13 protein-coding genes are annotated in these 14327 nt (G+C 63.4%); 5 read left to right on the top strand and 8 right to left on the bottom strand.

The annotated features are described in order from the left end of the window. Positions 1-133 precede the first annotated feature (133 nt). Positions 134-1108: an alpha/beta fold hydrolase gene (locus GJ699_RS13860; RefSeq protein WP_154377115.1), complete on the top strand. Its 975-nt coding sequence runs from the start codon at positions 134-136 to the stop codon at positions 1106-1108. An 18-nt stretch (positions 1109-1126) separates the two neighbouring features. Here GJ699_RS13860 and GJ699_RS13855 read toward each other — a convergent pair whose 3' ends face one another. Beyond that, positions 1127-1750 (bottom strand): TetR/AcrR family transcriptional regulator, encoded by a 624-nt coding sequence (locus tag GJ699_RS13855; protein WP_154377112.1) that lies wholly within the window; start codon positions 1748-1750, stop codon positions 1127-1129. A 104-nt stretch (positions 1751-1854) separates the two neighbouring features. Here GJ699_RS13855 and GJ699_RS13850 point away from each other — a divergent pair, with 104 nt between their 5' ends. Further along, on the top strand, positions 1855-2883 hold the full coding sequence (locus GJ699_RS13850; RefSeq protein WP_195763539.1) for an alpha/beta fold hydrolase: 1029 nt from the start codon (positions 1855-1857) through the stop codon (positions 2881-2883). Between the two features lie 5 nt (positions 2884-2888). On the opposite strand, the gene GJ699_RS13845 is transcribed toward GJ699_RS13850, so the two are convergent. The 4 genes from GJ699_RS13845 to GJ699_RS13830 form a co-directional block, all read right to left on the bottom strand. Continuing rightward, entirely contained in the window at positions 2889-3026 is a 138-nt protein-coding gene (locus GJ699_RS13845; protein ID WP_154377110.1) for a hypothetical protein, read from the bottom strand. Positions 3027-3074: 48 nt separating this feature from the next. Then, the gene (locus GJ699_RS13840) at positions 3075-3341 is read right to left on the bottom strand and encodes a hypothetical protein (protein WP_154377109.1); all 267 of its coding nucleotides are present in this window, start codon (positions 3339-3341) and stop codon (positions 3075-3077) included. Positions 3342-3350: 9 nt separating this feature from the next. Beyond that, positions 3351-3623: a HigA family addiction module antitoxin gene (locus tag GJ699_RS13835; RefSeq protein ID WP_154377108.1), complete on the bottom strand. Its 273-nt coding sequence runs from the start codon at positions 3621-3623 to the stop codon at positions 3351-3353. A 112-nt stretch (positions 3624-3735) separates the two neighbouring features. Then, the gene (locus tag GJ699_RS13830; RefSeq protein WP_154377107.1) at positions 3736-4620 is read right to left on the bottom strand and encodes a dienelactone hydrolase family protein; all 885 of its coding nucleotides are present in this window, start codon (positions 4618-4620) and stop codon (positions 3736-3738) included. 79 nt (positions 4621-4699) lie between these two features. Here GJ699_RS13830 and GJ699_RS13825 point away from each other — a divergent pair, with 79 nt between their 5' ends. The 3 genes from GJ699_RS13825 to GJ699_RS13815 all read left to right on the top strand — a co-directional run bounded on the left by GJ699_RS13825 (position 4700) and on the right by GJ699_RS13815 (position 9504). Next, entirely contained in the window at positions 4700-5473 is a 774-nt protein-coding gene (locus tag GJ699_RS13825) for a transporter substrate-binding domain-containing protein (protein WP_154377106.1), read from the top strand. Between the two features lie 113 nt (positions 5474-5586). Further along, entirely contained in the window at positions 5587-8907 is a 3321-nt protein-coding gene (locus GJ699_RS13820; protein ID WP_154377104.1) for a polysaccharide lyase family 8 super-sandwich domain-containing protein, read from the top strand. 12 nt (positions 8908-8919) lie between these two features. After that, positions 8920-9504 carry an NF038129 family PEP-CTERM protein gene (locus GJ699_RS13815; RefSeq protein ID WP_195763538.1) on the top strand — a complete coding sequence of 195 codons (585 nt, stop codon included), beginning with the start codon at positions 8920-8922 and terminating at the stop codon, positions 9502-9504. Here GJ699_RS13815 and GJ699_RS13810 read toward each other — a convergent pair. The 3 genes from GJ699_RS13810 to GJ699_RS13800 all read right to left on the bottom strand — a co-directional run bounded on the left by GJ699_RS13810 (position 9491) and on the right by GJ699_RS13800 (position 14319). Beyond that, entirely contained in the window at positions 9491-11188 is a 1698-nt protein-coding gene (locus GJ699_RS13810; protein ID WP_371867557.1) for a tannase/feruloyl esterase family alpha/beta hydrolase, read from the bottom strand. The genes GJ699_RS13815 and GJ699_RS13810 overlap by 14 nt on opposite strands. Before the next feature lie 87 nt (positions 11189-11275). Then, on the bottom strand, positions 11276-12436 hold the full coding sequence (locus tag GJ699_RS13805) for an ABC transporter substrate-binding protein (protein WP_154377100.1): 1161 nt from the start codon (positions 12434-12436) through the stop codon (positions 11276-11278). Positions 12437-12450: 14 nt separating this feature from the next. Then, positions 12451-14319, bottom strand: a complete 1869-nt coding sequence (locus tag GJ699_RS13800) for a feruloyl-CoA synthase (protein WP_154377097.1) — start codon at positions 14317-14319, stop codon at positions 12451-12453. Positions 14320-14327 lie beyond the last annotated feature (8 nt).

The raw sequence follows: 14327 nt of genomic DNA, 5'->3' as shown, positions 1-14327 counted from the left end.
CAAAGTGGGCTTGCAGTGTTGTCTGTTCCACAAACGTTGGCCGAGGCCTAAGATTCATTCCATCGCAGCTGCAGAACGAAATGACTGTAGCACAACACTGATTATCCATACATAGCCTAAAAGGAAGAACATCATGAACACCACCGTTAATCTGTCCCGTCGCAACGCTCTGTTCAACTCCGCTGGCGCCGCTGCCGCCGCCGTGGCCCTGCCACTGGCCGCGCTGGGCACCACCGAAGCGCAAGCCGCCACCAGCACCGGTCCGGTCAGCAAAACCGCCAGCACCATCACCACCCGCGACGGCGTCGAGATCTATTACAAGGACTGGGGCCCACGCAACGGCCAACCGGTGATCCTGAGCCACGGCTGGCCGCTGAGTTCGGACAGCTGGGAGTCGGCAGCGTTCTTCCTGGCCAATAATGGTTTCCGCGTGATTACCCATGACCGCCGTGGCCACGGCCGTTCCAGCCAGCCTTGGGAAGGCAACGACATGGACCACTACGCCGACGACCTGGCGCAGCTGATCGAAGCGCTGGACCTGAAAAACATCATCCTGGCCGGCTTCTCGACCGGCGGTGGCGAAGTGGCGCGCTACGTCGGCCGTTACGGCACCAAGCGCATCGCCAAACTGGGCCTGATCTCCTCGGTGCCACCGCTGATGCTGAAGACCGATACCAACCCGGACGGCCTGCCGATTGAAGTGTTTGACGGCATCCGCGCCGGCCAGGTCAAGGATCGCGGCCAGCTGTATCTGGATATCGCCTCCGGCCCGTTCTATAACTACAACCGTCCTGGTGCCAAACCATCGCAAGGCATCATTCAAGCTTGGTACGCACAGGGCATGCAAGGTGGCTTTAAAAACACCTACGACTCGATCAAAGCCTTCTCGGAAACCGACTTCCGCGACGACCTGAAAAAGTTCGACAAGCCGACCCTGATCATCCACGGTGATGACGACCAGGTCGTGCCGATAAAAGCCGCCGGCATCGCCTCGGCCAAGATCGTCAAGGGTTCGAAGCTGATCGTCTACCCAGGTGCGCCACACGGTCTGACCGACACGCACAAAGAGAAGTTCAATAACGACTTCCTGGCCTTCGCCAAGTCGTAATGCCCAGGTCGGGATGGATCAGTCAGATCCATCCCGGCTGGCGCGCAGAAAGCCCAGCACCAGCCGCAGCAGGGCATCTTCAAATTCCGTCGTGCCCAGTAACGGCGAGCCATGCAACGTTGCATGGCGCAGCACTTCCACCAGCGCCCGCGTCAGCACGAAGGTTTCGCTGGCGTTTAATGCCGCCGCAGTTGTCCCTTCTCCCTCTTGCCAGACTTTGACCAGCGCCTCGGCCAGATCGTCCGACGGCGCCGGCAGGCCGTGGGCGATGGCCAGCCGCAGCAGCGCGAAGGTCAGGCGCTGGTCGGCGTTGCGGTGCAGGCTGAAGGCGTGATGCAGCGTGCGCACGATCAGCCGCAGCTTTTCCTCCATGCCGCCTTTCGGCAGATGCTGGACCACCATGGCGATGCGCTGCCGCGCCTGTTCGCGCTGGCGCTCGATCAGGGCTAGCACGATGGCTTCGCGGTGCGGGAAGTACTGGTAGATGGTGCCGATCGAGAAACCGGCCTTGCGCGCCAGGTAGTTGGTGGTGAGCTTGTCCGCGCCTTCCTCCACCAGAATCTGAGCGGTGGTTTGCAATATGGTGTCGACGGTCTGGCGGGCGCGCTCCTGACGGGGATTTTTTCTTTTGGAATCAGTCATTTGCGCATTAGGGCGTGGCAGCGGCCAAGCCGCCGGGAAAGCGAGTATAAAAACTGAGCATGGCTCATTATACTGAGCGCCATCGTTATCACCGAGGGATTGCAATGCGACGTCTGATGCTGTTGATTGCCGGATTGGCGTTGTGCCTGACCGCCCGCGCCGACCCGTACCACGACAAGGTGGCTGCGGCCGGCTATGTGCAGAAGACCGCGCAGGTCAATCGCATCAAGCTGAGCTACGTGGAAGGGCCGGACAACGGGCCGCCGCTGGTGCTGCTGCATGCGCAGTTGCTGGACTGGTTCAGCTATAGCCGCGTGCTGCCGGCGCTGGCGCAGTCCTTCCATGTCTACGATATCGACTATCCCGGCCATGGCGCGACGGTGACGCCGGCCGATTATTCGATGTCGGCCAACCAGATTGGCGCCGACCTGGGCGATTTCATTGCGCGGCAGATCGGCAAGCCGGTCTACCTGAGTGGCAATTCATCCGGCGGGCTGCTGGCTACGTGGTTGGCGGCGAACCGGCCGCAATTGGTCAAGGCGGTGGTGCTGGAAGATCCGCCGCTGTTCTCATCTGAATATCCGCGCATTCAGCAGACGATCGCCAATCGAGCGTTCAGGACCAGCTATACGGCGCTGCAGGATCATCCGGATAATTTTCTGCTGTACTGGATAGACGGTAATGCCCAGTTCTTCAAAAAGAACGTCGGCCCCGGCACGCCGCTTATGTTGACGCAGCTGGTCAAGCTGTACCACCGCATGCATCCCGGCCAGCCAGCGGAAATCGGCCTGCTGCGTAACGACACGGTGCGCATGATGGTGCGGGGATTGGATCAGTACGATCCGCGTTTCGGCGCGGCGTTCTACGATGGCAGCTGGAATGCCGGCTTCGATCATGCCGCCGCGCTGGCCAGCATCGACTGTCCGGTGCTGCTGATGCAGGCACACACCACCACGCTGCCCGATGGCACCTTGAACGGCGCCATGAGCGAGGCGGAAGCGCAGCGTGCCGTATCGTTACTCAAACATGGCAGCTTGCTCAAGGTGGATGCCGGTCACGTCATCAACCTGGAACAACCGGCGCTGTTTGTCGACACGCTGCGGGGGTTCTTCCTGACGTCGTCAGGAAAGTAAGAGGATTACGGGCAGCAGGCCGCCGTCAGCATCTTCAGGCAGCAGGCGATATCGCCGCAGCAATCCATATTGGCGGCATAGGCGCCGGCCGAGACCAGCAGGATCGCCGTCACGGCGGCGGATTTGATCAGAATCGATTTCATGTGTTTTTCCTTTGAATGAATAGAAGTGTGGGATAGGACTTCCATTCATCAATCGGGCGGCCGCCAGATTTCTTCGGCCGGGCAGGGCAGCTCGGCCGCGCGATGCGGCAGCGGCGCCTGGCGCGGCGATGGCAGATCAAGCTGCAACGCCTTGCCCACCGTCGCCGGCATGGCTGACGGCGTACACGCCATCGCCACACACTGCTCCACCGGACAATGCGCATCCTTGCAGCAAGCCTTGGCCGGCGCAGCCGCCAGCACCGAGCTATACAGCACGAAGATCACTGCAGCGAGCAGGGCCAGGACGTTACGCATGAAGCTATTTTAACAGCGGTGAGTGCCGGCTTGCCAAGCATCAAAGGCGTGCTGCTCCGCTAACCACAATCGGGCCGCGCCGCCGCGCTCAGTGCCAAGCCACATCTCAATATGCTGTGCCAACTCGGGTGTGATCGCCGCGTTACCGTTTAGCACTTGCAGAAAGTGATGAGGATCAACGTCAAGTTGCGCTGCTGCCTGAGGGGCACTTAAACCGAGCGCGGGCAGTACGTCATCACGCAAAGTCAGGCCGGGATGAGGGGGATTATGCATGTGGGCCATGATGATCCTTTCAGTGAGGAACACTTGGCAGTGCGCTGCGCGCGAAATGGGGCGCGGACTTAATCATAGTCCAACGCCCCTTACCCTGTCGGTCGTTACAGCAAGGTGTTTGTCAGGCCAGGCGACTGCGGAACAAGTCGACTGTGCGTTGCCAGGCTAGTTTGGCGGCGGCTTCGTCGTAGCGTGGGGTGGTGTCGTTGTTGAAGCCGTGCTCGACGCCGGCGTACACGTAATGTTCGTACTTCACGCCGGCTTCTTTCAATGCTTTTTCGTAGGCTGGCCAGCCGGCCAGGATGCGTTCGTCCTTGCCGGCGTCGTGGATCAGCAGTTGCGCCTTGATGCGCGCCGCGTCTTCGGCTTTCGGCTGCGCGCCGTAGAAGGGGACCGCCGCCAGCAGGTCCGGCAGCTGCGTCGCCAGGTAGTTGGCGATGCCGCCGCCGTAGCAGAAGCCGACCACGCCCAGCTTGCCGTTCCCTTCCGGCAGCTGCTTCAGCCACTGCGCGGCGGAGAGGAAATCGGCGCGGGTTTTGGTCTGGTCCAGCTTGCCGAACAGTTCGCGCGCCTTGTCCTCGTCGCCCGGATAGCCGCCCAGCGTGTACAGCGCATCCGGCGCGAACGCGACAAACCCGTCCAGCGCCAGACGGCGCGCGATGTCTTCGATGTGCGGATTCAGGCCGCGGTTCTCGTGCACCACCAGCACCGTCGGCAGCTTGCCCTTGGCGCCGGCCGGCGACACCAGGTAGCCGCGCACTTTGCCATTGCCCTGCGGCGAAGGCGGTTCGACATAGCGGGCGTTGAGGCGCTTGTCGTCCGGCGTCACCAGCGGCGCGGCAAAGCTCGGGCTGAGCGCGCTCAGCAGGCCGGCGGCGCTCACGCCTCCCACCGCGTAGCGGGTGGCGGAGGACAGGAAATCGCGCCGGCTGATGCGGCCGTGTACGTACTGGTCAAACAGCTTCAGAACTTCCGGATCAAAGTCGGCGGCGGTCTTACGGGTCATATCCTGGCTCCTGGGGGGCATAAAGATTAGACAAGTGTAGCCCATCAGCGGCTATACTCGCAGGATGAAGTATTGGATCGTGTTCCTGTCTCTGATTTGCGCGACGGCGCAAGCGGCCGGCGCCTGCAAAACGGTGCGCATCGGCTATTCCGATCGCGAACGCGCGCCCTATTACATGGGCAATGGCGGCGAGGTGCCGGCCAAGCCGGGCGTGCTGGTCGAGCTGATGCGCGACGCCTTCCGCGCCGTCGGCTGCCCGGTCGAGCTGGTGCGGCTGCCGGTGGCCAGGGTGCGTCTGGCGCTGAGCAGCGGCGCGGTCGACATCGCCCCGGCCGACACGCCGGCCGACGACAATGCCGGCTACGTCATCGCCACGCTGGCGGGCGGCGACCCGGATAACCGGCGCGCGCTGCGCACCGCAGCCTACGTGTTCGTGCGCACCGCCGACCACTTGCCGGCCGATACCGATCCCACCCAGTATTTCAAGAACCGCACGCTGGCGGCCAATCAAGGCACCGTTCTGGCCCAGCACCTGAAGGAAGCCGGGCTGCGCATCGACGACGGCAGCTTCAGCTCCTGGAACAATCTGGACAAACTGCTAATGAACCGGGTGGATGGCTTCACGCTGGCGCTGATGTCGCCGGGCGCGCTCGATTCCTACGTGGCCAATCGCTACGGCAAGCAGGTGACGCGGCTGGACAAGCCGGCGCGCGTCTCCTACATGTGGCTGGGCGCCAACCGCGATTACTACCAGCGCAACCGTGAGCAGGTAGAAGCGGTCTGGAACTGGATTGGTTCCCACGGCAGCCAGCAAGTCGAGCTGCTGACCCGTAAATACGTGCTTCTGCCTTAGTCTCCTTCCTACAACATCGCAGCTTTACGTCATTGGTATGAAGGTGGTATCGTTAACCGAGTATGTTAACGTTACCCGATCAAGTTGCCGCATAACAATGGAGACCTTGCATCATGACTCATACCACCCGCCTGCTTGCCGCCGGCACCCTGCTGTTGCTGATGGCATCCGCCAGCCCGGTCTACGCCGACAATTTCGATGACCTGCGCGCCAAGTGGCTGGTGGCGCTGACCGGCGGCAGCGCCGCCGATCCCACCGATGCCGACATCGCCACCCAGATCGCCGTCATCAGCGCCAATGCCCAGAGTTATTCAACCAATTTGATCCGCACCAGCGACCGCAGCGCGCTATGGAGCGACCAGGCCGACTTCAGCAAATCGGCCACGCTGTCCAACAACTACGGCCGGCTCAGCACCATGGCGCTGGCCTACAGCACCCCCGGCTCCACGCTGTACCAGGATGCTACGCTGGCGGCCGACATCGTCAGCGCGCTGGACTGGCTGAACACCAGCTACTACAACACCAGCACCGTCTACTTCGACAACTGGTTTCACTGGCAGATCGCCATCCCCAAAACGCTGAACAACATCATGACCCTGATGTACGGCAACCTGACCGCCGCCCAGCGCGCCAACTACATCGCCGCCATCGACCACTTCGTGCCCGATCCCACCAAGCGCAAAAAAGCCAATGGCGATGATTTCGATCTCACCGAAACCGGCGCCAATCTGATCGACAAATGCATGGTGGTGATCGTGCGCGGCATGCTGGAGAAATCCCCGTCCAAACTGATCACCGGCCGCGACGCGCTGAGCGGCGTGCTGCCCTACGTCACCAGCGGCGATGGCTTCTATGAAGACGGCTCCTTCGTCCAGCACACCACCGTGGCCTACACCGGCGGCTACGGCGGCTCGCTGTTGAGCGCCATCAGCAAGATGATCGGCCTGCTGGGCGGCAGCGCATGGGACTTCAGCGATCCGGCCATCGCCAACGTCTACGCCTGGGCCAACAACGCCTTCCGCCCGGTGATCTACGACGGTGCCGCGCTGGATGCGGTACGTGGCCGTAACATTGCCTACGAATCCACCGGCGATCATGTGGCCGGGCGCGGCATGGTGGCGCCGATGGCGCAACTGGCACTGGTGGCGCCAGCGTCCGAAGCGCCGGCGCTGAAAGCCATGGTCAAGGGCTGGATACAGCGCGACACCACCTTCGGCAGCAGCTACTACCAGCCCACCACCACCGCCGGCGGCACCCAGACCGGGTTGGCCATCACCGACCTGGCCGCGCTGAAAAGCATCGCCAACGACAGCGCGGTGACGGCGCAGGACGAAGCCACCGAGGCGCGCGTGTTCGCCGGCATGGACCGGGTGGTGCAGCGCGAGCCGGGTCACGCCTTCGTACTGAGCCTGTTCTCGCCGCGCATTTCCGCCTTCGAATACGGCAACGGCGAAAATATCAAGGGCTGGTGGACCGGCATCGGCATGACCAATCTGCTCAACGCCGACCAGACCCAGTATCTGGGCAACTACTGGCCCACCGTCGACATGACGCGGCTGCCCGGCACCACCACCGACCATACCGGCAGCGGCACGCCGGTGGGCTTTAAAAGCTATCTGAATACGAAGGCGTGGGTGGGCGGCACGGTGGTCAATGGCCGTTACGCGGTGGCCGGCATGAACTACAGCATGTCCGGGGTGACCGGCAGCACGTTGACCGGCAAGAAGAGCTGGTTCATGTTCGGCAATCGCATCACGGCGCTGGGCGCGGGCATTACCAGCAGTGACAACGTCGCGGTGGAAACCATCGTCGAGAACCGCAAGCTGAATAGCGCCGGTGATAACGCGCTGACGGTGGATGGCAGCGGCAAGTCGGTATCCGCCGGTTGGAGCGAGAGCATGGCGGATGTGAAGTGGGCGCATCTGGCAGGCAGCGTGACTGGCGCCGACATTGGTTATCACTTCCCGGTGGCCACCACGGTGCAGGGCTTGCGCGAGGCACGCACCGGCAACTGGTATGCGATCAACAATGGTTCCAGCAGTACCGGCAGCACCACGGCTTACACCCACACCTTCCTCAGCCTGGCGCTGAACCATGGCAGCAATCCGTCTGGCGCGGCGTATGCGTACACGTTGCTGCCCAATCTGAGCGCGTTGGAGACTTCGGCCTATGCATCGGCGCCGACGGTGCGCATTCTGGAGAATTCCAGCGAGGCGCAAGCGGTCAATGACACGGCGCTGCAAGTCACCGGCGCCAATTTCTGGAAAAACGCCACCAAGACTGTGTATGACGGAACGCGGCATCTGATTACCGCCAACCGCATGGCGTCAGTGGCGATGCAGGAGGCTGATGGTGAGCTGGATGTCAGCGTGGCCGATCCTACGCAAACGAATACCGACACCATCGGCGTGGAGATTGGCCGCAGCGCGACTTCGGTGCTGTCGGCAGATAGCGGTGTTACGGTGGACCAGCTGTCGCCATCGGTGAAGTTGACGGTGGCGGTGAGCGGGGCGGTGGGCAAGAGCTTTAGCGTTCGGCTGGGCGGCGTGACGACTGGCGTTGATGTGACGCCGTCGCTGCCGGCCTATCAGGCGCCAACCACTTCGGTGTCCAGCACGTCCACGCTAGATGCTTATATCCGTGGCGGTACCTACGCCAGTACGGCTTATGGCAGCAACAGCTATGCGGTAGTTGCCAAGGCATCGCTGCGCAAGGCGTTGTTTCAGTTCTCGTTGTCCAATGTGCCGGATGGCGCGACCATCAAATCGGCGCAGGTGGTGCTGACGCCGGATACCGTCAGCGGCACCGGTATCACGCACCGCGCTTTCCTGCTGGCGTCCAATAGCTGGACCGAGTCGGTAACGTGGAATACGCAGCCAGCCGCATCGTCCACCACGCCGCTGACGACGTGGACGCCGGCGGTGGGCACGGCGGTCAGCATCGATGTCACCAGCGCCGCTACCGCCGCCATTAGCGTGGATCGCAAGTTGTCGCTGTTGGTCGATTCGCTGTCGGACACCTATGCTTCCTACGCTACGCGTGAATACACCGCCAATACCGCGTACCGGCCGACGCTGGTGGTCACCTATACGCCGGCTAGCAGTACCACCGCGAGCGTGATCGACGCCACCGCCAGTGTGAAGATCGCGCAGTCGGGTCTGACGCTGGACCGCGCCACGCAGCAGAGCAAGGGCACGGTGTCGTTCACCAACAAGACGGCGGCGTCGCTGAATGCGCCGCTGGTGTTCCGGCTGGATGCGCTGAGCAGCGGCGTGACGCTGGCCAATGCCACCGGCAGCCAGAGTGGCGCGCCGACGCTGACGTTGTCGCAGCCGACATTGGCGCCCGGCGCCACCATTACGGTCGCTACCAACTTCCTCAATCCGAACCGCGTGGCGATCAGCTACGTGCCCAAGCTGTTTGCCACTCAATGAAGGATGCACATCATGATGCTGTTTAAATCGATCGTCGTTTGGCTGCTGCTGGCGGTTGCCATGCCCGCGCAGGCAGCGACCTATCAGGTGACGATCAACACCGCTTCGCTGGCGGGGCAGAGTGGTTATCTGGATTTTTTGATGTTGTCGCTGGCGGGCGCCGATCCGGTGCAGGCCACGATCAGCAATTTCACCGGCAGCTACAGCAGCGGCACGTATGTCTACGGCGATGTTGGTGGCAGCGTGACGAGCAGTGTCAGCCTCGTCAACAGCACGGCGTGGAGCGAGTTTGCGCAGTGGGTGAATTTTGGCGGCGTGTACAGCTTTAGCGTCAGCTTCAGCGGCAGCAGCGGCAGCGGCGCTGGCACCAATCTCGGCATCGCGCTGCTGGATCAGGACTTCAGTTATGTCGGCAGCAGTGCGGATATCGTGACATTCGCGCTGCAGCCCGGCAGCGCCGACAGCGTACTCGCCACGGCAGGGCTGGCGACGGTCGCGGTGACCGTGCCGTCGGCCGTGCCGGAGCCGGCGGTGTGGGCGCTGCTGTGCGCGGGCCTGATGTTGCTGGCCCGCGCGCGCAGGCTTACTGGCAGCTGAAGTTGGCCGCGTCCTCGATGCTGCCGCTGCCCTTGTACTTGGCGGCCTTAGGATAAGCGCACAGCGGCCGCGTGCGAGTGGCGGACCAGCTGGACGGCAGATCGCTGTTGACGCCACCGGCATTGCCGGCGCCGCGCACGCTGGCGGTCACGCTGTCCGGTGCGGTGCCCTGTTCAACCCATTTGACCAATGGCGTCAGCATGTCGAACTGGTCGGCGGCGGGCCCGCCGGCACAGTGGTTCATGCCCGGCACCAGGAACAGCTGCGCGAAGTTGCTGGCATCGCCGCTGTTGGCGTCGCGCAGCCCCTTGTACCAGGCCACCGTGTCATCGCTGGAGAAGATCGGATCGCTGGTGCCGTGGTAGGCGATCACCTTGGCGCCACGGTTCTTCAGCGTCGCCAGGTTGGTCGGCGTCGGCGGCAGCATGAAGGACAATCCGCTTTCGGTGTAGACGCTGGTGGTGGCGCCGACCTTGGTCAGCATGCTGGCCAGATCGCCGGTCAGCGCGAAAACCGGGCCGTTGAAAGTAGTCGGGTCTTCCGGCGGCGCCTGCCAGATCAGGCCAACGGCGCCGGAGTCCAGCACCAGCGGGCTGGTGAATTTCCAAAACGCCCAGCCATCGGTGGCGAGGCCGGCATCGTAAGGGAAGCTGGAATAAATCTTGGTGCCGCTTGCCGTGGTGGCGCCTGTGAACAGGCCGCTGATGGCGGTCTTCTGCGCGCTGCTCAGGCAAGTGCCGTCACGCGAACCGCTGCAGGTTGGCACGTCGCGGTTCAAGTCAAAGGCAGCCTGACAGGCTTCGGTATTCTGGATCAGACCATCGCTGGCGCCATCCAGCGCATCGCACTTGGCCAGCACCGCGTTGGAAACCAGTGCGCGCTCGGCCAGCGTGAAGCCGGTGGACGGATCGCCGGCCGTCGAGGCCAGCGCGTTGTAGGCCTTGCCGCCTGCGATGTTGGCGATTGCCGCCAGCGGCAGGCGGTAGCCGGGATCACCGACCAGGAAGCCGTCGTACTGGTCGGCATAGCGCGCTGCCGCCACCATGGTGTGACGGCCGCCGTTGGAGCAGCCACCGAAGTAGGAGCGGTCCGGCTTGCGGCCATATGCGGTTTCGATGATGCTCTTGGCCATCGGCGTCAGCTTGGCCACCGCCTGGTAGCCGTAGTCCAGCCGCGCTTGCGGATCGATGCCGAAGAATGGCGTCGCGGCGCCATGGCCGGCGTCCGAGCTGATGACGGCAAAGCCCATGTTCAGCGCATGGTCGAGCGGCCCGCCGCCGCCCACCGCGCCGGTGGCGGTGACCACGCTGCCATCCAGACCACCGTTGGCCTGATAGAAGAAGCGGCCGTTCCAATTGTTCGGCAGCCGCATTTCAAAGCCGATGGCGTAGCTGTTGCCATCCACCGTGCTGACGCGCTTGTACATCTGGCCGGTGATCTGGCAGTGCGCCGGTACCGCCTTGCCGGCGATGGTCAGCGCGCCGGCCGCAATCGGTGTGGCGGCGGTGATGGTGGTGTTGGCGATGCTGATCTTGCTGGCCAAGTCGGCGCACGAGCTTAGCGTGCCGCTGCTGGCTGCGCTCAGCTGCGGCAGTGCGTTCGAGGTAACGGGAGCAGTGGTGTTGCTGCCGCAGGCGGACAGCAGGGCGGCGGATGCGGCGGCGATGCAGGTCATGCTTTTCATCGATAGTCTCCTTGTTTTTTAGGACGAACAGGCCCGCCGCAGCCTTCTATGGGCTGCGTCCGGACCTGCGGGAACTGCGGGAAAAACTTAGTTCGGCATCACGTCCTTGAGGACGCCGATCGGCTGGTTAACCAGCTTGCCGTTGATCTTTTTGACTTCGCGGATGTACATGTTCTGCACGATGTCGCGGCTGGCGGGATCGATGCTGATCGGGCCGCGCGGGCTGTCCCACTTCATGGTCGACAGGATCGGCATCGCCTTCTCGCCGCTGACATTGCCATTCAGCTTGCGGATGGTTTCATAGATCATGCCCATGGTGTCGTAAGCGGCGACGGTGACAAAGGTCGGCGGCAGATTCTTCGGCAGCGCAGCGGCGTAGGCGGCCAGGAAGGCTTTGTTGGCCGGGTTGTCCAGCGCGGTCGAGTAGTTCAGCACCGTGACCGCGCCCAGCGCGCGGTCACCCAGGGCTTCCAGCGTCGGCGAATCGCTGGTCATGTCGCCGACGCCGAGGAAGCGGATGCCGGCTTTGTCCAGACCTTTGTCGCTGAAGGCTTTCAGCAGGCCGGTGCCATCTTCAGCGCCGGGCGCGAAGAAGAACAGCGCGTCCGGTTTTTCATCCTTGATGCGCTGGACGAACGGCGAGTAATCCGGATTGGCCAGCGGCACCCGCGATGAGCCGATCACCTTGCCGCCGCCAGCGGTCAAGCCTTTGGTGAAGCGCGCCTCGGCGTCGATGCCGGTGCTGTAGTCGCTGACCAGCGTGTAGACCTTGCCGATTTTGTTGGCGGCGGTCCAGGTGCCGAAAGGCTCGGTCATCTGTTGCATGGTCATGCCTGTGCGCAGCATGTACGGTGACTTCGACGTGATGCCAGTGGTGACCGCGTTCATCACGATCATCGGGATCTTGGCCTGGGTGGCGATGGGCGCCACCGCCAGCGCGCTCGGGGTCAGCGAGAAGCCAACCAGGAAGCTGACTTTGTCACGCGAGATCAGTTCCTGCGCGGCGCGCTTGGATTGATCGGCATTGGTGCCGCCATCGTCGCGGTAAATCACTTCGATCTTCTTGCCGGCCACTTTGTCGCCATACTGCTGGATATAGGTCTTGATGCCGTCCTCGAACGGCTTGCCGGTGTTGGCGAACGGGCCGGTGAGGGCGGCGATGACGCCGATGCGGATGGTGTCCTGCGCCTGCGAGGCGCTGGCCAGCAGCACACCGGCGACCAGTACGGCTATCTGTTTAACCTTCATATTCGTCTCCTTTTTTATTTATCAGTGATGATGCGCGGATCGCTGCCCGCATATAGTGCGTCCACCGTGGCGGCGCGCCGGGCCAGTACGGCGGCCTGGTTGATCGAGCCCTTGTCGGTGATTTCCCGGTGGTCGATAGACGGCGGTTCGACCTCCAGCAATAGGCGCTCGATGCGCAGCGAGGAACCGCTGGCGTCGGCGTTGAGGCGCTGCAGCAGGCGCCGGAAGTAGTCGCGTACCGGCGCGCTGTTCAGGATCTGTTCCGGCATGGCGTTGTCGTCCAAGCCGGACAGTTTAAGACAGTGCTCCAGGCGCGGGAACAGCAGCAGGCCGATGGCGCTGCGGTCCATGCCGGTGACCACCGCGTCCATCACGTACGGCGCGGCGCCGCTGATGACGCGCGCCCGCATCGGGCCGACGCTGACGAAGGTGCCGGTGTTGAGCTTGAAGTCTTCCGCGATGCGGCCATCGAACATAAAGCCCAGCTCCGGCTGCGAAGGATCGATAAAACGCAGCGCGTCGCCGGTGCAGTAGTAGCCATCCTCGTCGAAGGCGGCGGCGGTCAGCTGCGGCGCGCGCCAGTAGCCGGGCATCACGTGCGGCCCCTTGAAGCGGGCTTCCAGTTTGTCACCGACCGGCACCAGCTTGACCTTGCAGCCCGGCGCCGGCACGCCGACATAGCCGGCGCGGATGATGTGGCCGGTGCCGAAGGTGCAGGAGGGCGAGGTCTCGGTCATCCCCAGGCCGGTGATGATGCGCACCGATTCGCCGCTGTGGGCGACGGCGGCGGCATCCAATCGGTCCCAGGCCGCTTGCGACAGGCCGGCGCCGGCGCACAGGAACAGCTTCACGCGCGAAAAGAAGTTGGCGCCCAGTTGGGCGTCGGTGGCCAGCGCATCGGTCAGCATTTCAAATCCCTTGGGGATGTTGAAGTACATGGTGGGCGCGATTTCGGCCAGATTGCGCAGCGTGGTCGGGAAGTCGCGCGGCGTCGGCCGGCCATCGTCCAGATACAGCGTGCCGCCGTTGTACAGCGCGATGCCGACATTGTGGCTGCCGCCGAAAGTGTGATTCCACGGCAGCCAGTCGACCAGCACCGGTGGCTCTTCGCCCATGAAGGGGAAGGTTTGCAGCAGCATTTGCTGGTTGCTGCACAACATGCCGTGGGTGGTGGTGACGGCTTTCGGTTTCTTGGTCGAGCCGGAGGTGAACAGGAACTTGGCCACGGTGTCCTTGCCGACCTGCGCGTGGGCCGCTTCCACCGAACCGGGCGTGGCATCCAGCAGCGTGGAGAAGCGGGTAGCGTTGGGGCGGCAGGGCGCGTCGCCGGTGTCCAGAATCAGCTCGGTGTCGTCCGGCAGCACGGCGGAGAGCGCTTTGCAGAAGGCCTCGCCGTCGGCGGCGTAGATGGCGCCCGGCGTCAGCTGGGTCACCAGGTCGGCCAGTTTCTGGAAGTCGGTGGCGACCAGCGAGTAGGCCGGCGACACCGGCGCGTACGGAATGCCGGCGTACATCGCGCCCAGCGCCAATTGGTAGTGTTCCAGGTCGTTGCCGGACAGGATAAGCAGCGGGCGTTCGGCCGACAAGCCACGGTCCAGCAGCGACTGGCCGATGCGGCGCGCGCGGTCCAGCATGTCGGCGTAGGACAGGCGTATCCATTCGCCATCGGGACCACGGCGTGCCACCAGCGTGCGCTCCGGATGGGCGGCGGCGCCGGATTCCAGGCGGTCGGTGTAGCGTGACGGGAACGGGGACAGCGGCGTGACGGCGTCGACATGCCAGACGCCGTCCTGCTGCCAGGCGGCGATTTCCGGTTGTCCCAGTTTGACTGGACGTCGTCTTACTGCTCCCGTTACCTGCTCCGCATTCTTGGTTGGATGCATGCGGAGCT

It is taken from the genome of Duganella guangzhouensis, from assembly GCF_009674535.1.
Classification (GTDB): Bacteria; Pseudomonadota; Gammaproteobacteria; order Burkholderiales; family Burkholderiaceae_D; genus Rugamonas; species Rugamonas guangzhouensis.
This window is presented reverse-complemented; position numbering and strand designations above follow the sequence as displayed.

Excerpts from the sequence above, each read along its gene's own strand:
- GJ699_RS13860 (WP_154377115.1), top strand. The coding sequence starts at position 134 with ATGAACACCACCGTTAATCTGTCCCGTCGCAACGCTCTGTTCAACTCC.
- GJ699_RS13855 (WP_154377112.1), bottom strand. The coding sequence starts at position 1,750 with ATGACTGATTCCAAAAGAAAAAATCCCCGTCAGGAGCGCGCCCGCCAG.
- GJ699_RS13850 (WP_195763539.1), top strand. The coding sequence starts at position 1,855 with ATGCGACGTCTGATGCTGTTGATTGCCGGATTGGCGTTGTGCCTGACC.
- GJ699_RS13845 (WP_154377110.1), bottom strand. The coding sequence starts at position 3,026 with ATGAAATCGATTCTGATCAAATCCGCCGCCGTGACGGCGATCCTGCTG.
- GJ699_RS13840 (WP_154377109.1), bottom strand. The coding sequence starts at position 3,341 with ATGCGTAACGTCCTGGCCCTGCTCGCTGCAGTGATCTTCGTGCTGTAT.
- GJ699_RS13835 (WP_154377108.1), bottom strand. The coding sequence starts at position 3,623 with ATGGCCCACATGCATAATCCCCCTCATCCCGGCCTGACTTTGCGTGAT.
- GJ699_RS13830 (WP_154377107.1), bottom strand. The coding sequence starts at position 4,620 with ATGACCCGTAAGACCGCCGCCGACTTTGATCCGGAAGTTCTGAAGCTG.
- GJ699_RS13820 (WP_154377104.1), top strand. The coding sequence starts at position 5,587 with ATGACTCATACCACCCGCCTGCTTGCCGCCGGCACCCTGCTGTTGCTG.
- GJ699_RS13815 (WP_195763538.1), top strand. The coding sequence starts at position 8,920 with ATGATGCTGTTTAAATCGATCGTCGTTTGGCTGCTGCTGGCGGTTGCC.
- GJ699_RS13810 (WP_371867557.1), bottom strand. The coding sequence starts at position 11,188 with ATGAAAAGCATGACCTGCATCGCCGCCGCATCCGCCGCCCTGCTGTCC.
- GJ699_RS13805 (WP_154377100.1), bottom strand. The coding sequence starts at position 12,436 with ATGAAGGTTAAACAGATAGCCGTACTGGTCGCCGGTGTGCTGCTGGCC.
- GJ699_RS13800 (WP_154377097.1), bottom strand. The coding sequence starts at position 14,319 with ATGCATCCAACCAAGAATGCGGAGCAGGTAACGGGAGCAGTAAGACGA.